The sequence below is a fragment of the Campylobacter concisus genome, from assembly GCF_003049065.1.
In the GTDB taxonomy this organism is placed as follows: domain Bacteria; phylum Campylobacterota; class Campylobacteria; order Campylobacterales; family Campylobacteraceae; genus Campylobacter_A; species Campylobacter_A concisus_BE.
Map to the genome: position 1 here is coordinate 204334 of NZ_PISC01000001.1, position 18841 is coordinate 223174.

At 38.1% G+C, this 18841-nt stretch carries 19 protein-coding genes; all 19 read left to right on the plus strand.

The annotated features are described in order from the left end of the window. Nucleotides 1-3: 3 nt before the first annotated feature. The 19 genes from iadA to CVS81_RS01100 all read left to right on the plus strand — a co-directional run bounded on the left by iadA (nucleotide 4) and on the right by CVS81_RS01100 (nucleotide 18818). Nucleotides 4-1143 (plus strand): beta-aspartyl-peptidase, encoded by a 1140-nt coding sequence (gene iadA, locus CVS81_RS01010; RefSeq protein WP_107964792.1) that lies wholly within the window; start codon nucleotides 4-6, stop codon nucleotides 1141-1143. A 190-nt stretch (nucleotides 1144-1333) separates the two neighbouring features. Continuing rightward, nucleotides 1334-2122: a 30S ribosomal protein S2 gene (gene rpsB / locus CVS81_RS01015; protein ID WP_002941277.1), complete on the plus strand. Its 789-nt coding sequence runs from the start codon at nucleotides 1334-1336 to the stop codon at nucleotides 2120-2122. Continuing rightward, the gene (gene tsf, locus CVS81_RS01020; RefSeq protein WP_107964793.1) at nucleotides 2122-3186 is read left to right on the plus strand and encodes a translation elongation factor Ts; all 1065 of its coding nucleotides are present in this window, start codon (nucleotides 2122-2124) and stop codon (nucleotides 3184-3186) included. The genes rpsB and tsf overlap by 1 nt, the downstream gene beginning before the upstream one ends. Further along, nucleotides 3186-3830, plus strand: coding sequence for an ABC transporter ATP-binding protein (locus tag CVS81_RS01025; protein ID WP_107964794.1), 645 nt, complete (start codon nucleotides 3186-3188; stop codon nucleotides 3828-3830). Before tsf ends, CVS81_RS01025 begins: the two co-directional genes overlap by 1 nt. A 90-nt stretch (nucleotides 3831-3920) precedes the next feature. After that, the gene (gene fliR / locus CVS81_RS01030) at nucleotides 3921-4682 is read left to right on the plus strand and encodes a flagellar biosynthetic protein FliR (protein WP_107964795.1); all 762 of its coding nucleotides are present in this window, start codon (nucleotides 3921-3923) and stop codon (nucleotides 4680-4682) included. A gap of 56 nt (nucleotides 4683-4738) precedes the next feature. After that, nucleotides 4739-6268, plus strand: a complete 1530-nt coding sequence (locus tag CVS81_RS01035) for a Highly acidic protein (RefSeq protein ID WP_107964796.1) — start codon at nucleotides 4739-4741, stop codon at nucleotides 6266-6268. Further along, the gene (gene gmk, locus CVS81_RS01040; protein WP_107964797.1) at nucleotides 6269-6880 is read left to right on the plus strand and encodes a guanylate kinase; all 612 of its coding nucleotides are present in this window, start codon (nucleotides 6269-6271) and stop codon (nucleotides 6878-6880) included. A gap of 51 nt (nucleotides 6881-6931) precedes the next feature. Next, nucleotides 6932-7153, plus strand: coding sequence for a twin-arginine translocase TatA/TatE family subunit (gene tatA, locus CVS81_RS01045; RefSeq protein ID WP_021087958.1), 222 nt, complete (start codon nucleotides 6932-6934; stop codon nucleotides 7151-7153). A gap of 9 nt (nucleotides 7154-7162) precedes the next feature. Beyond that, on the plus strand, nucleotides 7163-8746 hold the full coding sequence (gene argS, locus CVS81_RS01050; RefSeq protein WP_107964798.1) for an arginine--tRNA ligase: 1584 nt from the start codon (nucleotides 7163-7165) through the stop codon (nucleotides 8744-8746). A gap of 95 nt (nucleotides 8747-8841) precedes the next feature. Then, nucleotides 8842-10029, plus strand: coding sequence for a UDP-N-acetylglucosamine 4,6-dehydratase (locus tag CVS81_RS01055; RefSeq protein ID WP_107964799.1), 1188 nt, complete (start codon nucleotides 8842-8844; stop codon nucleotides 10027-10029). Beyond that, nucleotides 10016-11167: a LegC family aminotransferase gene (locus tag CVS81_RS01060; protein ID WP_107964800.1), complete on the plus strand. Its 1152-nt coding sequence runs from the start codon at nucleotides 10016-10018 to the stop codon at nucleotides 11165-11167. Before CVS81_RS01055 ends, CVS81_RS01060 begins: the two co-directional genes overlap by 14 nt. A gap of 30 nt (nucleotides 11168-11197) precedes the next feature. After that, the gene (locus CVS81_RS01065) at nucleotides 11198-12085 is read left to right on the plus strand and encodes a methionyl-tRNA formyltransferase (RefSeq protein ID WP_087582844.1); all 888 of its coding nucleotides are present in this window, start codon (nucleotides 11198-11200) and stop codon (nucleotides 12083-12085) included. Further along, complete coding sequence (neuB, locus tag CVS81_RS01070; protein ID WP_107964801.1) at nucleotides 12075-13076, plus strand: N-acetylneuraminate synthase; 1002 nt, start codon at nucleotides 12075-12077, stop codon at nucleotides 13074-13076. Before CVS81_RS01065 ends, neuB begins: the two co-directional genes overlap by 11 nt. Continuing rightward, complete coding sequence (neuC, locus tag CVS81_RS01075) at nucleotides 13073-14236, plus strand: UDP-N-acetylglucosamine 2-epimerase (RefSeq protein ID WP_107964802.1); 1164 nt, start codon at nucleotides 13073-13075, stop codon at nucleotides 14234-14236. The genes neuB and neuC overlap by 4 nt, the downstream gene beginning before the upstream one ends. Next, nucleotides 14233-15114 (plus strand): formyltransferase family protein, encoded by an 882-nt coding sequence (locus tag CVS81_RS01080; RefSeq protein ID WP_107791150.1) that lies wholly within the window; start codon nucleotides 14233-14235, stop codon nucleotides 15112-15114. Before neuC ends, CVS81_RS01080 begins: the two co-directional genes overlap by 4 nt. Continuing rightward, nucleotides 15111-15770 carry a PIG-L deacetylase family protein gene (locus tag CVS81_RS01085; RefSeq protein ID WP_107791151.1) on the plus strand — a complete coding sequence of 220 codons (660 nt, stop codon included), beginning with the start codon at nucleotides 15111-15113 and terminating at the stop codon, nucleotides 15768-15770. Before CVS81_RS01080 ends, CVS81_RS01085 begins: the two co-directional genes overlap by 4 nt. Continuing rightward, nucleotides 15767-16813: a nucleotidyltransferase family protein gene (locus CVS81_RS01090; protein WP_107964803.1), complete on the plus strand. Its 1047-nt coding sequence runs from the start codon at nucleotides 15767-15769 to the stop codon at nucleotides 16811-16813. Before CVS81_RS01085 ends, CVS81_RS01090 begins: the two co-directional genes overlap by 4 nt. Further along, nucleotides 16813-17529 (plus strand): cytidylyltransferase domain-containing protein, encoded by a 717-nt coding sequence (locus tag CVS81_RS01095; RefSeq protein ID WP_107964804.1) that lies wholly within the window; start codon nucleotides 16813-16815, stop codon nucleotides 17527-17529. Before CVS81_RS01090 ends, CVS81_RS01095 begins: the two co-directional genes overlap by 1 nt. Next, the gene (locus tag CVS81_RS01100) at nucleotides 17526-18818 is read left to right on the plus strand and encodes a glutamate-1-semialdehyde 2,1-aminomutase (RefSeq protein ID WP_107964805.1); all 1293 of its coding nucleotides are present in this window, start codon (nucleotides 17526-17528) and stop codon (nucleotides 18816-18818) included. The genes CVS81_RS01095 and CVS81_RS01100 overlap by 4 nt, the downstream gene beginning before the upstream one ends. The last annotated feature ends 23 nt before the right edge of the window (nucleotides 18819-18841 follow it).

Below are 18841 nucleotides of genomic sequence, written 5' to 3' on the forward strand. Positions count from 1 at the left end.
AATATGCTTTTGCTTAAAAATGCTAATCTATACACGCCAAAATTTCTTGGCAAGCGCGATGTTTTGGTAGGTGGCGGTAAAATTTTAGCCATCGGCGAGGGGCTAAGCTTTAGCGTAGAAGGGCTAGAAATTTACGACCTAAAGGGCAAGGTTTTAGCTCCAGGTCTCATTGATCAGCACGTGCATATCACGGGTGGCGGCGGCGAGGCTGGATATCACTCAAGAACGCCTGAGATCACGCTTAGCCAGATCGTAAAATACGGCACTACGACGCTTGTTGGCGTTTTGGGGACTGATGGTGTCACTAGAAGCCTAGAAAATCTCTACTCCAAAGCAAAAGCGCTCGAGCTTGAGGGCATCTCGACCTTCATCCACACCGGCTCATACGCAAGCCCCTGTGTGACATTTACCGGCGACATCGCAAAGGATCTCATACTAATCGACAAAGTGATCGGCGTAAAAATCGCACTGACCGATAACCGCGGCAGCTACGTCTCAAAAGAGGAGCTCATCAAAATTCTAAGCAAGATACGCATAGGCGGCATGGTCTCAAAAAAAGGTGGCGTGCTTCACATGCACATGGGCGGACTAAGCGAGAAATTTGACAACGTCTTTAAGGTGAAAAAAGACTACGAATTCCCAGTTCATTACTTCTCGCCGACACACTGCGCTAGGACGAAAGATCTATTTAACGAGGCTTTGAAGTTTCAAAAAATGGGCGGAAACGTCGATATTACAAGTGGTGGGAGTAAATTTGCCCCACTTCACGAGGTGGTGGCTTATGGCCTTGAAAATGGGCTAAATTTAGAGCGCCTAACGATGAGCTCAGATGGCAACGGCAGCGTGCCTAAATTTAACGAAAATGGCGAGCTAGTGGGATATGGCTGCGCGTCATGTGCGTCAAATTTAGAGGTATTGCAAGCTTTGGTAAGAAATAAAATTTTAAAGATAGAAGATACTTTGGCTTTGATGAGCAAAAACGTGGCGAGATATCTAAATTTAAACCAAAAAGGCGAGATAAAAGTCGGCAATGACGCTGATCTTTGCGTCTTTGACGAGGAGCTAAATTTATATGACGTGATCGCAAAAGGCGAGTTTTGCGTTAAAGACGAAAAGGTCGTTAAAAAAGGCTTTTTCGAGTAAATTTAAAGAAATTTGAGCTTTATTTGTAGCTAAAAATATCTTTAAATTTAGCTTCAATAAAGCCAAGTTTCAATATAATCCAAGCTTTATTTCACACACGACAATCCTAAATTTGGTTGTGCGAAAGCATTAATGGTCGTGGAGGATAAAACTAAATTCAAGGCAAAATGCCTAAAACAAGGAGAAACTCATGGTAACTATGAGAGATTTATTAGAGTGTGGCGTACATTTTGGTCACCAAACACGCCGCTGGAACCCAAAGATGAAAAAATTTATCTTTGGCGAGAGAAAAGGTATCTATATCATAGATCTACAAAAGACTATCCGCTACTTCCGCTACACTTACAACATCGTTCGTGACGCAGCTGCTGAAGGCAAGTCAGTGCTATTTGTCGGTACTAAAAAACAAGCTATCGACGCTATAAAAGAGTACGCTGAAAAATGCGGAATGCCTTATGTAAATCACCGCTGGTTAGGTGGTATGATGACAAATTTTGGTACTATCCGCCAGTCTATCCGCAAACTAGAAGTTATCGAGACTATGGAAGAAGATGGTTCGATAAATTTACTAACTAAAAAAGAGGCTTTGATGCTTCGCCGCAAAAAAGAGAAGCTTATCGCAACTCTTGGCGGTATCCGCAATATGAAAAGCCTACCTGATATGATATTTGTTGTTGATACAGTTAAAGAAAAGATCGCCGTTCAAGAGGCTAATCGCTTAAAAATCCCAGTTGTAGCACCGATCGATACAAACTGCGATCCTGACGTTGTTGATTATCCTATCCCAGGAAACGATGACGCGATCCGCTCTGTTCAGCTTTTCTGCCAAGAGATGGCTGAGGCGATCAACGAAGGCAAATCACTTCTTGAGCAAGATGGTGGCGAGCAAGCTGCTGGCGAAGAGGTAAGCCAAGATGAGAAAGACGCAGTTGTAGCTGAGGCTATGAGTGAAGAAGACTTTGGCGAGGACGAAGAGTAATGGAAGTAACTGCACAAATGGTAAAAGAGCTCCGCGAATCAACCGGAGCTGGCATGATGGACTGCAAAAAGGCACTTGGCGAAGCAAATGGCGACATGGAAAAAGCTGTTGACATCCTTCGCGAAAAAGGCCTAGGTCAAGCTGCTAAAAAGGCTGACCGCCTTGCAAGCGAGGGCCTAGTAAGTGTTGAAGTTTGCTCAAAATGCAAAAAAGCAACTATCAGCGAGATAAATTCTGAGACCGACTTCGTTGCTAGAAACCCACAGTTTCAAGCGCTTGCAAAAGACACAACCGCTCACATCCAATCAAGTGGTATAAAAACAGTTGAAGAGCTAAATACAAGCACTTTAAACGGTGTTAAATTTGAAGAATACTTCAAAACTCAGATCGCAACTATCGGCGAAAACCTCGTAGTTCGCCGCTTTGAGACTATTAGCGCTGATGATAAGGGCGTGGTAAATGGCTATGTTCACTCAAATGGCCGTGTTGGCGTGCTTATCGGTGCAGCTTGCGAAAGTGCTGATGTTGCAAACAAAGCAGCTGAATTTATAAGAAATTTATGTATGCATGCAGCTGCTATGAAGCCAAGCGTTATAAGCTACAAAGACCTTGATAAAGATTTTGTTGAGAAAGAATTTATCGCACTTCGCGCTGAGCTTGAAAAAGAAAATGAAGAGCTAAAACGCCTAGGCAAGCCACTTCACCATATCCCTGAGTATGCTAGCCGTTGCCAGATAGGTGAGGCTGAGCTTGCAAAAGCTACAAAAGCGATCGAAGAAGAGCTAAAAGCTGAGGGCAAACCTGAGAAAATTTGGGACAAGATCATCCCTGGTAAGATCGAGAGATTTTACGCTGATAACACAGTGCTTGACCAACGCCTCACACTTTTAGGTCAGTTTTATGTAATGGACGATAAAAAGACTATCGAACAAGTTATCGAAGAGAAGAGCAAAGAGCTTGGTGGCAAGATCAAGATCGTAAAATACGTTCGTTTCGAGCTTGGCGAAGGCTTAGAGAAAAAAGTAGATGACTTTGCTGCAGAAGTTGCTGCTCAAATAGGCTAATGAAAATTTTAAGAGCGTCTAATCTAGGCTTTGCGTATGATTATACGCTCTTTAACAATATAAATTTAACTCTCAATCAAAAACAAAGCATCGCGATAACAGGTGTTAGCGGTTGTGGCAAATCAACGCTTTTACACATACTTTCAACGCTCTTAAAACCAAATTTTGGCGAGGTCATCTATCAAGATAGATCGATCTATGAGCTTTCTCAAAACGAGCTTTTGGCCATTAGAAGGCTTCATTTTGGCATCATTTTTCAGTCGCACTATCTTTTTAAAGGTTTTAGCGCTTATGAAAATATCGAGCTTGCAAGCATCTTATCTGGCGAAAATATAGAAAAAAATGATCTTGAAGCGCTTAAAATTTCAAGTGTGATAAATCAAAAAGTTGGCGAGCTAAGCGGCGGCCAGCAGCAGCGTGTGAGTATCGCTAGAGTGCTTACTAAAAAGCCAAAGATCATCTTTGCAGACGAACCAACAGGCAACCTTGATAAGCAAACGGCAAATGAAGTGATGCAAGTTTTATTTGACTATATAAATGAAAATAACGCTGCCCTTGTTCTAGTCACTCACGACAACGACCTAGCCGCGAAATGCGATAACTCATACAAGCTTGAGAACAAAGAGCTTGTGCAAATTTCTTAAAATTTAGCTTCAAATTTCTAAAAACGACCACATAAATTTAAAAAACAAAGTAAAATTTTGTAAAATTAGCAAAAAATTTAAAAGAGCAAAATGGAACTAGTAGAATTTTTTGGAGCTGATAAGACAATAGTTTTTATGCTTTTGTTTGCACGCCTTAGCGGTCTCATCGTATTTTTTCCATTTTATTCGCACAATCAAATTCCACTTAGCGTAAAAACGCTTTTAGTTTTTGTCCTTTGCGTCGTGCTATTTCCCATCTCAAAAGCTCATGCAAACTCTATAAATTTCTTAATCGGCGAGATCTTAGGCGAGGTCATGTTGGGTCTAAGTGCAGGTCTTATGCTAACCATAATCTTTGCCACGCTTCAAATGGCAGGCGAGCAAATCTCGATGGTCATGGGCTTTTCTATGGCCTCTGTACTTGACCCACAAACTGGCACAAACTCCCCAGTCATAGCAAACCTTATAAATTTCATAGCGCTACTAACATTTCTAGCCTTTGACGGTCACCATTTGCTCCTTCAGTTTTACGCTAGTTCGCTTGCTGTTGTGCCGCTTGGCGATTTTTATCCACGACCTGGCATCATGAGCTATGCGATAAATTTATTTACAAATTTGTTTATGTTTGGCTTTATCATGTCATTTCCCATTATCGCCCTATCTTTGCTCTCAGACTCTATCTTTGGCATGCTCATGAAGACGATGCCGCAGTTTAACCTACTGGTCATCGGCTATCCTATCAAAGTGACGATCGGATTTTCCGTTTTGATAGCCATTTTAGCAGGCATTATGAAGATAATGAGCGACCTACTTTTAAAAGTGATAAATGATCTGCCGGCTCTGTTTTTTTAAGAAAATAGCAATGAAATTTATCATAGAATAGGCTTTTACTATTACAAGGAGGGATGATGAAAGTTGCTCTAATAAATAAAAATCCAGCAGTTTCACGTCTGATAACTTTAAGTCTGAATAAAATCGGCACCGAATATAGCGAATTTGAGGATCTAAATGGATTTGACGATGCTCAGTTTGACTTTATCATAATCGACAGTGACGTGGATAGTAGCGAACTAGCTACAGACAAAAAGGTGATGTATCTAGCAAGTCGTGGCGAGAGCAAACCAGAATTTGCTACTTTGATGCTTGAAAAACCATTTTTACCGACTGAATTTATAAGTGTTTTTGAGCAAAATATCCCAAAAGATGAGCCAGTTGCTGAGCAAAATGCTAGTGAGCAGGGCGAAAGCGACTTTGGTGATTTTAGCGACGAGGCTATAAATTTTGACGAGATGTCAGGGTTTAAGCTGCCTGATATAGATACAAATTTAGAAAATTTCGCAGACCTTGACAAAGAGCTTTTAGAAAGTGGCATAGATAGCCCAAGCGAGGAGGCGGACGAGAGCGACTTGCAAGAGGAAAATGAAGCTAGCGATGTGGAGTCTTTAGAAAAGCTTGAGGATCTACAAGAGCTTGCTAGTGAAGACCTTGCTGATGAGAGCGTGGATGAAGAGACTAGCGAAGCGATAAGTGATGCAAATGAGAGCGAAGAGGGCAAAGATGGCGATCTAGCAGAGCTTAGCGCACTTGTCGATGAGATAGAAAATATGCCAGAAGAGTCTGAAGCAGATGAAGAGCTAAATAAAAATTTAGATGATATTATTAGCCAAAATGACGTTGCAGGCTTGGTTGATGAAGAGAACGCTGGTAGCGAGCTTGACGAGATAGATCAGAGTAAATTTGAGCTTAGTGAGATCGATTCGCTTGATGAAGAGCTAAATAGTGAAGAGGTTGATGAGACTGATGCTAAAAATTTAGAGCAAGAAGAGCTAAATTTAGACGAGCTAGCTAAATTTGATGATGAAAATAGCCTTGAAAATGAGCTAAATTTAGAAGATGAGCCTAAAGATGAGGAGAATTTAGATGAGATATCTGAGGCTGATGAAGAGCAAATTCAAGTAGATGATGAAAAAGCAGAAGAAGATATAGAAGAAGAGGCTCTGGATGAAATTTCAAGTGAGGAGCTAGAAAATTTAGAGTCTAGCGAGAGCGAAAATTCTTCTAATGAGATGCCAGTAGAAGAGCTAGAAGATGTGAGCGAGCCAGAAGCCAAAGAAGATCTAGGGCTTGTGGATGAAACTTTTGAAGAAGAAAATGCTCAAGAAGAAAACGTGAAAGATGATAATAAAGATGCGGCATCAAGTGAGTTAAATTTTGACGCGTCATCGATAGATGATATAGATGAAAACACGATGTTAGCGGCATTTGGACTAAAAGATATGCCTCAAACAAGCTCAAAAAATGATGCAAAAGAAGACTATAAGGAAGAGCTAACTAAAAAGATCACAAAACACGTCCATGAGTCACTAAATGAGAGCTCGTTAAGAGATGTGCTAAAAGATATGAACATCAAGATAAATATAAGTTTCGAGGAAAAGTAGTTGCAAGGACAAATTTTAGTAGTTTCGGGACCTAGTGGAAGCGGTAAAAGCACGCTTTTGGGCCGTCTTTTAAAGGAGGAGAAAGACCTGTATTTTTCTATCTCAAGCACAACAAGAGCCAAAAGAGAAGGCGAAGTTGATGGGGTGGATTATTATTTTATAAAAGAAGATGAATTTAAAAGCGGCATAGAAAAAGGCGAGTTTTTAGAGTGGGCGCAGGTGCATAAAAACTACTATGGTACAAGCCTAAAGCCAGTTTTAGAGGCACTTGAGGCTGGAAAGATAGTGATATTTGACATCGATGTGCAGGGCTTTCACATCGCACTTGAGAAATTTAAAAGCTACATCACTTCAGTTTTTATCACAACTGCGAATAAAAAAGAACTAAAAAGACGCTTGAAAAACCGCGGAACAGATAGTGACGAAACAATAGAAAATCGCTTAATGAACGCAGTTGGTGAGATGGAGCATATTTTAGAGTATGATTATTTTTTAGTAAATGATGATATAGAAAAGAGCTATAAAGGGCTAAAATCAATCCTTCGAGCGATGAGGTTAAAAAGTGCTAAGATAAACTTAAGAAACGTCATCGACGAGTGGATAGATTGTTAGAAATTCAGGAATTTATGATAATATTTTGAGAAAATTTGATAAGGAGAAAAGATGGGTTCTTTTAGTATTGGCCACTGGTTGATCGTTTTAGCGATCATTGTATTACTTTTTGGAGCAAAGAAGATCCCAGAGCTTGCAAAAGGACTAGGCAAAGGCATAAAGACTTTTAAGGCTGAGATGGAGGATACAACCCCTGAAAAGAGCGAAAAAGTAGAGCATAAAGAAGAGAGTGCAGCTAGTCAAAAGATAGAAGAAACAACTAAAAACGCGTAGGTTTTAGAGTTGAAAGATAAAGTAAAAGCTGAAATTTCAAAGGTTTTAGAGCGAGAATTTGTACTTGAAAAGCCAAAGGATAAAAATCTAGCCCACTATGCGACGCCACTTTTTAGCCTCGCAAAAGAGCTAAGAAAGTCTCCAGCTATGATAGCTAGCGAATTTGCTGATAAATTTAGTGATAGCAAGATAGTGGAAGCTAGCGCGGTAAATGGCTACTTAAATTTCAAGCTTAAGAGTGAATTTTTAGATGAAATTTCAAAGCAAATTTTGCTAGATAGCGAAAATTTTGCAAAAGAAGATGCGAAAAAAGATAGCTATTTAATAGAATACATCAGCGCAAATCCAACTGGGCCGCTTCACATCGGACACGTTAGGGGCGCAGTTTATGGTGATACTTTGGCTAGGCTTGGCAAAAGACTTGGCTACGCCATCTCAACAGAATACTACATAAATGATGCGGGCAATCAAATAGATCTGCTTGGCACATCGATATCACTTGCGGCTAAAGAGCAGCTTTTTAACGAAAGTGTCGTCTATCCAGAGAAATATTACCGCGGGGATTATATTTTAGATATCGCTAAGCTTGCAAATGAGAAATTTGGCAAGGAAATTTTTTATGATGAGAGCAGAAACCTTGAGCTTGCTGAGTTTGGCAAGGATATCGTACTTGAGATCATCAAAAAAGACTTGGCTGATGTTGGCATTTTTATAGAGAGCTGGGCCAGCGAAAAAGCACTTTACAACCGCCTGGAGCCAACCATAAACAAGCTAAAACGCTCAAATCAAATGTATGAAAAAGAGGGCGCTACTTATATCGCTTCGACCGCACTTGGCGACGATAACGATAGGGTTGTGGTTAGAAATGACGGCAGACCGACGTATTTAGCCGGAGACATCATCTATCATAATGCCAAATTTGAGAAAAATTTTGACCACTATATAAACATTTGGGGTGCAGACCATCACGGATATATCGCAAGGCTAAAGGCTGCGATAAATTTCCTTGGATACGATGAAAACAAGCTTGAAGTGATACTCATGCAGATGGTTAGCCTGCTAAAAGAGGGCAAGCCATACAAAATGAGCAAGCGCGCTGGCAATGCCGTGCTGATGAGCGATATCGCAAGCGAGATCGGTGCTGAGGCGCTTAGATTTATCTTTATAAGCAAGGCAAACACGAGCAGTTTGGAATTTGACGTGGATGAGCTTAAAAAAGAGGATAGCTCAAACCCTATTTTTTATATAAATTACGCTCACGCTAGGATAAATCAGGTCTTTGCAAAGGCTGAAAAAAGCGTTAGTGACGTGATAAATGCGGACTTTGAGTGCCTAGATGAAAATGCTAAAAATTTACTTTTTGAGGCGCTTATCTTGCCTGAAATTTTAGAGGATGCTTTTGCTTCAAGGCAGCTTCAAAAAATACCAGACTATCTAAAGTCGCTAGCTGCTAGCTTTCATAAATTTTATAATGAAAACCGCGTGGTTGGCAACGAAAATGAAGATAGCTTGCTAAAAGTCTTTGCAGTCGTTGCTGTCTCGATAAAAACAGCATTTAATATAATGGGAATCACAGCTAAAGATAGGATGTAGGCTTTATTTATTGCGCAATTTGGCAAGGAGTAAAAAGCCTAATTTTTAATTTAAATAAAAATATTTATAGAAATAATTTTAATGGTGAAATAAAAATGGATATCTTAAGCTTAATAGGACGTACGAAAAATCTCTTTGAAGATGACATAAATGCACTTGATAAAGACTTAAAAGAGATAGTTTCAAGCTCAAGCTTTCTAGTTATCGGTGGGGCTGGCTCTATAGGCTCTGCTGTGACAAAAGAGATCTTTATAAGAGAACCCAAAAAACTATACGTCGTTGATATCTCTGAAAACAACCTTGTCGAGCTAGTGCGCGACATAAGAAGCGAGTTTGGATATATAAGTGGCGACTTTAAAACTTATGCCATAGATGTTGCAAGTGCTGAGTTTGACGCACTTTTGGCGCAAAGTGGTGGATTTGACTACGTGTTAAATTTATCAGCGCTAAAGCACGTTAGAAGTGAAAAAGACCCATTTACACTCATGAGGATGCTTGAAACAAATATCTTTAATACCGATAAAACGCTGGCTCAAGCTTCGGATATGAAGTCAAAAAAATATTTCTGCGTTAGCACCGACAAGGCCGCAAATCCTGTAAATTTAATGGGAGCTAGCAAGCGCATCATGGAGATGTTTGCGTTTAAGCACTCTTTAGAGATCGATGTCTCGATGGCTAGGTTTGCAAACGTAGCATTTAGTGACGGCTCGCTTCTTTTTGGCTTTCAAAAACGCATAGAAAAGGCTCAGCCCATTGTCGCTCCAAACGATGTCAGGCGCTACTTTTTAACGCCAAAAGAGAGCGGCGAGCTCTGCCTTTTAAGCACTATTTTTGGCGAAAATAGAGATATATTTTTCCCAAAATTAGATGAAAATTTAGACCTCATAACATTTAGCGAGATAGCCAAGCGATACTTGGCAAATTTAGGCTACGAGCCATTTTTATGTGAAAATGAGGAGGAGGCCAGAAAGCTTGCAAAAGTGCTTCCAAAAGATGGCTTTTACCCTTGTCTTTTTACGCCTAGTGACACGACTGGAGAGAAGGACTACGAGGAGTTTTTCGTTGACGGCGAGAGACTTGACATGCAAAGACTTCAAAACATCGGCATAGTCAAAAATGATGCAAATTTTGATAGCAAAAAGCTAGAAATTTTCAAAAACAACATCTTAAATTTAAAATCAAGCTTGACATGGAGCAAAGAGGACGTTTTGCACGAAGTTTTCGAGCTCATACCAAATTTTATGCATAAAGAAACAGGAAAATATCTCGATGAAAAAATGTGATTTTGACGAGGTTTTGAAATTTATAAAAAGCACTTTTGGCAAGGACAAAGTCCCGCTTCACGAGCCTAAATTTATAGGCAATGAGAAAAAATATCTGCTTGAGTGCATCGACTCTAGCTTTGTCTCAAGTGTCGGCAAATTTGTCGATGAGTTTGAGAGCAAGCTAGCTCAAATGGTCGGTGCTAAATTTGCAGTTGCTACGACAAATGGCACCTCTGCGCTTCACATCTGCCTAAAGCTAGCTGGTGTAGAGCAGAATGACGAAGTGATCACGCAGCCAGTTACTTTTATAGCCACTTGCAACGCCATTAGCTACCTTTTTGCAAAGCCAGTTTTTGTGGACGTTGATCTTGATACGCTTGGTATGTCGCCAGCGTCACTTAGTGCGTTTTTGGAGAAAAACTGCGAGCTAAAAGGCGGCAAATGTGTCAATAAAACTAGCGGCAGGATAGTGCGTGCTTGCGTGCCTATGCACACTTTTGGGCTTCCTTGCAAGATAGATGAGATAGCTGAAATTTGCAAGCGTTGGAACATCGTTTTGGTAGAAGACTGTGCCGAGAGCCTTGGTAGCTACTATAAAGGCACTCATACGGGGAATTTTGGCAAGCTTGCAGCGATGAGCTTTAATGGCAATAAGATAGTCACAAGCGGAGGTGGCGGAGCTATCATCACAAATGACGAAGAGATAGCAAGGCGCGCTAAATTTATCACCACAACGGCCAAGGTGCCACACCCTTTTGAGTATCGTCACAGCGAGGTCGGCTACAATTACCGCTTGCCAAATTTAAACGCGGCCCTGCTTGTGGCGCAGCTTGAAAATTTGGAGCTATTTTTAAAGAGCAAACGCGAACTTGCGATGATCTATAAAGAGTATTTTTCTAAATTTGATGATGTGAAATTTATAGATGAGCTAGCGGAAGCTAGGTCAAATTTTTGGCTAAACGCGGTGCTTTTTGAAAGTCATGAAAAACGAGATGAGTTTTTGAAATTTAGTAATGAAAATGGCGTTTTTACGCGCCCTATCTGGCAGCTTATGAATGAGCTTGATATGTTTAAAGACTGCCAAAGAGATGAGCTAAAAAATGCTAAATTTCTAAGTGATAGGGTAGTAAATATCCCAAGTAGCGCAAGAGTTTAGCCATATACGCAAAATAATAAGGAGAGTGGCATGAAGCTTAAAATAGGGTATTTTGCAGATGGAGTTTGGAGTCACAATGCATTTGATAAGCTTATTAAAGACAAAGATATAGAGATAAAATTTATCTGTGCTAGGTATGATTCAAATGATGAAAAACTTTTAAATTATTCAAAAGAATTTAATATCGACTATTTAAAACATAACGATATAAATTCTGACGAGTTTATTGAAAAAATAAAACATTATGATTGTGATTTGTTTGTGTCAATGTCTTTTAATCAAATTTTTCAATCCAAGATCATAAATTTGCCAAGATATAAAACTATAAACTGCCATGCAGGTAAATTGCCATTTTATCGAGGCAGAAATATCCTAAACTGGGCTTTGATAAACGACGAAAAAGAATTTGGAATAACAGTTCATTATATGGATACTGGTATAGACACTGGTGATATAATCTTGCAAAAATGTTTTACTATAACAGATAATGATGACTACAAAAGCATACTAACAAAAGCGCATAGCGAGTGTGCAAATATTTTATACGAAGCGATATGTTTGTTTAAAAATGGCAAAGCAGGGTCTAAAAAACAAGAAGGTATTGGATTTTACTGCTCAAGACGTATTGAAGGTGATGAAAATTTAAATTTTAATCAAACAAGTAGAGAGGTGTTTAATTTTGTACGTGCCATTTGTTATCCAGCTATAGTAGCAAGGGTATTTCTAAATGGTAAAGAGATGAAGATAAATAAAGTAGAGCTTGTAAAAGATGCACCACAATATAAATGTGTTCCTGGTGCAATTTTGTGTAAAGACGGTGATACTTTTTTGGTAAAAACACAAGATAGTTTTGTAAAAGTTGTGGAATATGAATATGATGGAAAGATTAAGGTGGGAGATAGATTTGATGTCAAATAGAGTTTTTATCATAGCTGAGGCTGGGGTAAATCACAATGGTGATATAAATTTAGCTAAAAAACTGATCGACGTGGCAGCCAAAGCCGGCGCTGATGCGGTGAAATTTCAGACTTTTAAGGCTCAAAATCTTGTTTCAAAAAACGCACAAAAGGCTAGCTATCAAAAAGAAACTACCGATAAAAATGAAAGCCAGTTTGAGATGATAAAAAAGCTTGAGCTAGACGAGAATACGCATAAAGAGCTCATAGCCTACTGCAAGCAAAAAAATATCACTTTTCTCTCAACTCCTTTTGATAGCGACAGCATAAAGCTTCTTGATGAGCTGGGGCTTAGCACATTTAAGATCCCAAGTGGTGAGATAACAAATTTACCTTATCTTAGGCAGATAGGTGAGCTTAATAAAAAGATCATTCTCTCAACCGGCATGGCAAATTTAGGCGAGGTGGAAGCTGCGATAGAAGCACTTGTAAAAAGTGGCACGAAACGTGAAAACATAAGCCTTCTTCATGCAAATACGCAGTATCCAACGCCAATGGAGGATGTAAATTTAAAGGCGATGATAACTCTTAAAAATGCCTTTGGTCTTGATGTCGGATATAGCGATCATACGCTTGGCATCGAGGTTGATATCGCAGCAGTTGCCATGGGTGCAAAGATCATAGAAAAGCACTTTACGCTTGATAAGAGCCTGCCCGGACCTGATCATAAGGCTAGCCTTGAGCCAGATGAGCTAGCGGCTATGGTTAGGGCTATTAGAAATATCGAGCTAGCACTTGGAGACGGACTAAAGCACTTTAGCAAAAGCGAGAGCGAAAATATCAAAATAGCTAGAAAGTCTATCGTGGCAAAACGAGATATAAAAAAGGGTGAAATTTTTAGCGAGCAAAATATCTGCGTAAAACGCCCAGGAGATGGCTTAAATCCTATGAGGTGGGATGAGGTGATCGGACAAATTTCACAAAAAGACTATAAACAAGATGAGCTGATATGAGAAAAATTTGTGTAGTAACTGGTACTAGAGCAGAATATGGTCTGCTTTACTGGCTCTTAAAAGAGATTGAGGCAGATAGTGAACTTAAGCTTCAGCTCATTGTTACTGGCATGCACCTAAGTCCTGAGTTTGGGCTAACATACAAAGAGATAGAAAAAGAATTTAAGATAGATAAAAGGGTTGAAAATCTTTTGTCGTCGGATACATCTATAGGTATTTCAAAATCAATGGGGTTAGCTCAGATATCTTTTAGTGAGGCTTATGAAGAGCTCAGCCCAGATATTGTTGTTGTACTTGGTGATAGATATGAAATATTTAGTGCAGCCAGTTCTGCAATGATAGCTCGAATTCCGATTGCTCATATCCACGGTGGAGAAGCAACCGAGGGATTAATAGACGAAGCAATAAGGCATAGTATTACGAAAATGAGCCATTTGCATTTTACTTCAACCAATGAATATAAAAATAGAGTAATCCAGCTTGGTGAGCATCCAGATAGAGTTTATAATGTAGGTGGCATGGGGATAGAAAATATAAAAAGACTAAAACTCTTAAATAAAAAAGAGTTTGAGGAGTCAATAAATTTTAAGTTAAATAAAAAAAATTTATTAGTTACTTTTCATCCTGTTACTTTGGAAAATAATACTGCAGAAGAGCAATTTCAAGCGTTATTAAATGCTATAGATGAGCAAAAAAATACAAATATTATATTTACTAAGGCAAATAGCGATACAGATGGAAGAATTATAAATTTAATGATTGATAAATACGTGTCCAATAATAAAAACAAGTCCGTTTGTTTCACCTCTCTTGGGCAAATAAGATACTTAAGCGCACTTCAATATGTAGATGCAGTAGTTGGAAATAGCTCTAGTGGGCTTGCAGAAGCTCCTAGTTTTAAAATAGCTACCATAAATATTGGTGATAGACAAAAAGGACGGATAAAAGCTTCTAGTGTAATAGACTGCCAAGCTAATAAAAATTCTATTTTAAAAGCTTTTGATAAGGTATACTCTCGCGATTTTCAACAAGTTTTAAAAAATGTAGTAAATCCATATGGTGATGGATGTGCTAGTAAAAAAATAATAGAAGTTATAAAAGGAGTGGATTTAACAAATATTTTGAAGAAATCGTTTTATGATTTAAAGGTTGATTTATGAAAATTATGTTTATAGGCACTGTTGAATTTTCATATAAAGCATTAAAAAAGCTTATTGAACTAAACGCGGAAATAGTCGGAGTTTGCACCAAAAAAAAATCTGACTTTAACTCCGATTTTAAGGATTTAACTCCACTTTGCAAGAAGGTAGATATTCCATTTAAATATGTAGATGATATAAATTCTAATGAAAATATTGATTGGATAAGGAGCTTAAGTCCAGATATTATATTTTGCTTTGGCTGGTCAAATTTAATAAAAAAGGATTTACTTACTTTACCAAAAATGGGAATTGTTGGATATCATCCAGCCCTGCTGCCAAAAAATAGAGGTAGGCACCCACTTATCTGGGCTTTAGTCCTTGGGCTTAGTGACAGCGGTTCTACATTCTTTTTTATGACAGAAGGTGCAGATGATGGTGATATATTGTCTCAAGAAAAGGTTAAAATTTTATATGAAGATAATGCTAAAAGTTTATATGATAAAGTTTCAAATATTGCACTAAGACAAATAGAAGACTTTTTGCCCAAACTACAAAACAATAGTTTTAAGACAATTAAACAAAATAATGATTTGGCTAATGTATGGAGAAAAAGAGGTAAGGTTGATGGGAAGATTGACTTTAGGATGACCTCTAGGGCGATATACAATCTTGTTCGAGCATTAACAAAACCTTACGTTGGAGCTCATGTGGAATATAATGAGCAAGATATATCTATATGGAATGTAGAGGAAGTGGAATTTGACCAAAATAATATTGAATTTGGTAAAGTTCTAGAAAATGATGGCAAAAGTATTGTGGTAAAAACATACGATAAAGCAATCAAAATTATAGACCATGGTTTCAAAGAGCTGCCTAAAGTAGGAGAATATTTATGAAAAACAAAATTCTTGTGGTGGCTGTTCATCCAGACGATGAGACATTGGGCTGTGGAGGGACGCTACTTAAGCATAAGCATGATGGAGATGAAATTTACTGGCTTATTTGCACAAAAACGGATGAGAATAGCGATTATTATACCACTAGAGAAAATGAGATAAAACAAGCTTCGGATGCTTATAAATTTGATGGTGTTTTTAGTTTGGGACTTAATACAATGCGAGTAGATGAGTATAGTATGAGCGAGCTTATAGGCAAAGTCTCAAAGGTAATAAGTGAGGTAAAGCCAAACATCATATACCTTCCATTTAAAAGTGACGTGCATAGCGACCATAGGAAAATTTTTGAAGCGAGCTATAGCTGCACAAAGGCATTTAGATATCCATTTATCAAAAAGATATATATGATGGAAATTCTAAGTGAAACAGAATTTGCCCCAGGTGTTAAAGAGGATGCTTTTATGCCAAATTCATTTGTGGATATAAGCAATTATCTTGATAAAAAAATAGAAATAATGAAAATTTTTAAAAGTGAAATAGGGGAACATCCATTTCCAAGAAGTGAAAGAAATTTAAGAGCATTAGCCACCTTAAAGGGGGCAACTTGTGGATGTGAGTATGCTGAAAGTTTTATGCTTTTAAAGGAAATTTTATGAAAAATATAAAAAACATAAAGCTAAAACAAAATGCTACTATAAAGGAAGCTTTGGGGATTATAGATAGCGGAGCTATGCAGATAGCTTTGGTTGTTGATGACAATGATAAGCTTCTTGGGACACTGACAGACGGCGATATAAGAAGGGGTATATTAAGGGGGCTAGACCTTGATAGTCCTATAGAGACGATCGTTTTTAAAGAGCCGGCTATTGCAAAAATTTCTAGCACAAAAGAGGAAATTTTAAAGATAGCATTATCTAAAAAACTTCACCAGATACCAATAGTAGATGATAATGGAATAGTTTTAGACTTAAAAGAGATAGAGGAGCTTGTTGAGCCAAAGATCAAGACAAATAGAGTTATCCTAATGGTAGGAGGTCTTGGCACTAGACTTAGGCCGCTCACACAAGATACGCCAAAGCCGATGCTAAAGGTTGGAAACAAGCCGATCCTTCAAACGATAGTCGAGAGATTTGCAGAGTATGGCTTTGTAAATATCACGATGTGTGTAAATTTTAATGCAAGCATTATTAGAGACTATTTTGGCGACGGAAAAGAATTTGGTGTAAATATAGACTATGTTTTAGAACAAAAAAGGATGGGTACAGCAGGGGCGTTAAGCTTGCTAAAAGAGCGTCCAAGTGAGCCATTTTTTGTTATGAACGGTGATCTTCTTACAAATGTAAATTTCGAGCACATTTTTAACTATCACACGCTACATAAAGCCACAGCTACAATGTGCGTCAGAGAGTACGACTATGAGGTACCTTACGGCGTGGTAAAGATGAATGATAATAAAATAACTGCTATTGCAGAAAAACCAGTGCAGAAATTTTTTGTAAGTGCTGGGATATATATGCTCTCACCTGAAATTTTAGATCTTATTCCACAAGATGAGTTTTACGACATGCCTGCGCTATTTGAAAAGCTTATAAAATTAAGTAAAAATGTTATATCATTCCCGATCAGAGAGTATTGGCTTGATATTGGGCGTATGGAAGAATACCAAAGAGCAAATGAAGAGTATAAAGAAGTTTTTTAATGTATAAAAATAATAGTTTTTTAGCGATTGTGCCAGCAAGGGGTGGTAGCAAAGGTCTGCCTGGAAAAAATATTAAAGAATTGTGCGGAAAGCCGCTTGTAGCATGGAGTATAGAGGCTGGACAAAAAAGTAAATATGTAGATGAGGTCATGGTTAGCACTGACGATGAGAAAATCGCAGAAATTTCAAAAAAGTATGGTGCAAATGTCCCATTTTTAAGACCAAGTGAGTTGGCAAGTGATACCGCCACAACCTTTGATGCTGTAAAACACACTATAGATTATTATAAAAACGAATTAAAAAAAGAGTTTGACTATATCGTTTTGTTAGAGCCTACATCGCCTTTGAGAGAAGTTTGTGATATAGATAGGGCTATTGAAATTTTACTAGAGTCACAAGCGGATTCGATTGTTGGAATTTGTAAAACAGAGAGTCAAAATCCAGCTTTTTTAGTCTCAAAAGATGAAAAAGGCTTAATTTCTGGATATGAAAATAAAGATATGAGGGTTTTAAGAAGACAAGAGATAAAAGATGTTTATTTCTTTGAAGGAACGATCTATGTCTCTAAGACGGATGTTTTGCTTGATAAAAAAACATTTTATCATAACAACACCATGGGCTATGAAGTTCCAAAATACAAATCACTAGAGGTAGATGATATTGATGATTTTGTAATGGTTGAAGCGATAATGAATTATAAAGGTTATAAAAAATGACTTATCAAGATAGATTATTAAAAGCAATACCTGGCGGTGCCCATACTTATAGCAGAGGGTTTGATCAGTATCCAGCCAATGCCCCACAAATTTTAAAAAGAGGGAAAGGCGCATATGTATATGACGAAAATGGTAGAGAATTTTTGGACTATGGAATGGCGCTTAGGGCTGTAAATTTAGGCTACGCGAATGAAGAAATAAACAAAGCCGCGATCGAGCAAATAGAATTTGGAAACAATCTAACTAAGCCTAGTATGATTGAGCTAGAGGCTGCTGAATTATTAATAGATATGATAGATAGTGTTGATATGGTTAAATTTACTAAAAATGGCTCAACAGCAACAACAGCAGCTATCAAACTTAGTAGAGCATACACTGGAAGGGAGTTGGTTGCAAGATGTGCAGAGCACCCATTTTTTAGCTATGATGACTGGTTTATTGGCTCTACGCAACTTACCAAGGGTATACCGCAAAAGGATACTGAAGGTACAAAAACGTTTGGCTATAACAACATTGAAAGCCTAGAGAGGCTTTTTGATGAATTTCCTAATCAAATATCTTGTGTGATTTTAGAGCCAGCGGCAACAGAGCATCCAAAAGATAACTTTTTACATAAAGTAAGAGATCTGTGCCATAAAAATGGAGCAGTATTTATACTTGACGAGATGATAACTGGCTTTAGATGGCATTTAAAAGGGGCTCAATATTATTACGACATTAAGCCTGATTTGTGCACTTTCGGAAAGGCAATGGCAAATGGATTTTCAGTTGCGGCTATTGCTGGAAAAAGAGAGATAATGAAGCTTGGCAGTATAGAATTTGAAGGAAAAGAGAGAGTTTTTTTACTATCAACAACACACGGCGCTGAGATGAGTGGCTTAGGTGCTTTTGTTGCGGCTATGAAATTTATGAAAGAGCATAATGTGGTTGAGTATATTTGGAACTATGGCACAAAACTAATCTCGATGATAAATGAGCTTGCAAAAAAATATGAAATCGAAAGAAATTTCGTAGCAGGCGGGATCGAGTGCAGCCCGTACTATTTGACCTTTGATAAAAATGGTCAAAATTCTTTAGGGCTAAGAACTCTTTTTTCTCAAGAAATGATCAAAAATGGTGTGCTTATTCCTTGGGTGGCACTTTCTTATGCTCACGGAGAAAATGAACTTACAAAGACTAAAAACGCACTAGAAAAAACTTTTGAAGTTTATAGAAAGGCAGTTAATGAGGGATATGAAAGATATTTAGTAGGTAGCCCTATCAAGCCAGTGTTTAGAAAATTTAACTAAAAGTAAAATTTATATAAGGAACA

Bases quoted from the DNA above. Each gene is read 5' to 3' on its own strand.
- iadA (WP_107964792.1), top strand. From the start codon at position 4: ATGCTTTTGCTTAAAAATGCTAATCTATACACGCCAAAATTTCTTGGC.
- rpsB (WP_002941277.1), top strand. From the start codon at position 1,334: ATGGTAACTATGAGAGATTTATTAGAGTGTGGCGTACATTTTGGTCAC.
- tsf (WP_107964793.1), top strand. From the start codon at position 2,122: ATGGAAGTAACTGCACAAATGGTAAAAGAGCTCCGCGAATCAACCGGA.
- CVS81_RS01025 (WP_107964794.1), top strand. From the start codon at position 3,186: ATGAAAATTTTAAGAGCGTCTAATCTAGGCTTTGCGTATGATTATACG.
- fliR (WP_107964795.1), top strand. From the start codon at position 3,921: ATGGAACTAGTAGAATTTTTTGGAGCTGATAAGACAATAGTTTTTATG.
- CVS81_RS01035 (WP_107964796.1), top strand. From the start codon at position 4,739: ATGAAAGTTGCTCTAATAAATAAAAATCCAGCAGTTTCACGTCTGATA.
- tatA (WP_021087958.1), top strand. From the start codon at position 6,932: ATGGGTTCTTTTAGTATTGGCCACTGGTTGATCGTTTTAGCGATCATT.
- CVS81_RS01055 (WP_107964799.1), top strand. From the start codon at position 8,842: ATGGATATCTTAAGCTTAATAGGACGTACGAAAAATCTCTTTGAAGAT.
- CVS81_RS01060 (WP_107964800.1), top strand. From the start codon at position 10,016: ATGAAAAAATGTGATTTTGACGAGGTTTTGAAATTTATAAAAAGCACT.
- CVS81_RS01065 (WP_087582844.1), top strand. From the start codon at position 11,198: ATGAAGCTTAAAATAGGGTATTTTGCAGATGGAGTTTGGAGTCACAAT.
- neuB (WP_107964801.1), top strand. From the start codon at position 12,075: ATGTCAAATAGAGTTTTTATCATAGCTGAGGCTGGGGTAAATCACAAT.
- neuC (WP_107964802.1), top strand. From the start codon at position 13,073: ATGAGAAAAATTTGTGTAGTAACTGGTACTAGAGCAGAATATGGTCTG.
- CVS81_RS01080 (WP_107791150.1), top strand. From the start codon at position 14,233: ATGAAAATTATGTTTATAGGCACTGTTGAATTTTCATATAAAGCATTA.
- CVS81_RS01085 (WP_107791151.1), top strand. From the start codon at position 15,111: ATGAAAAACAAAATTCTTGTGGTGGCTGTTCATCCAGACGATGAGACA.
- CVS81_RS01090 (WP_107964803.1), top strand. From the start codon at position 15,767: ATGAAAAATATAAAAAACATAAAGCTAAAACAAAATGCTACTATAAAG.
- CVS81_RS01095 (WP_107964804.1), top strand. From the start codon at position 16,813: ATGTATAAAAATAATAGTTTTTTAGCGATTGTGCCAGCAAGGGGTGGT.
- CVS81_RS01100 (WP_107964805.1), top strand. From the start codon at position 17,526: ATGACTTATCAAGATAGATTATTAAAAGCAATACCTGGCGGTGCCCAT.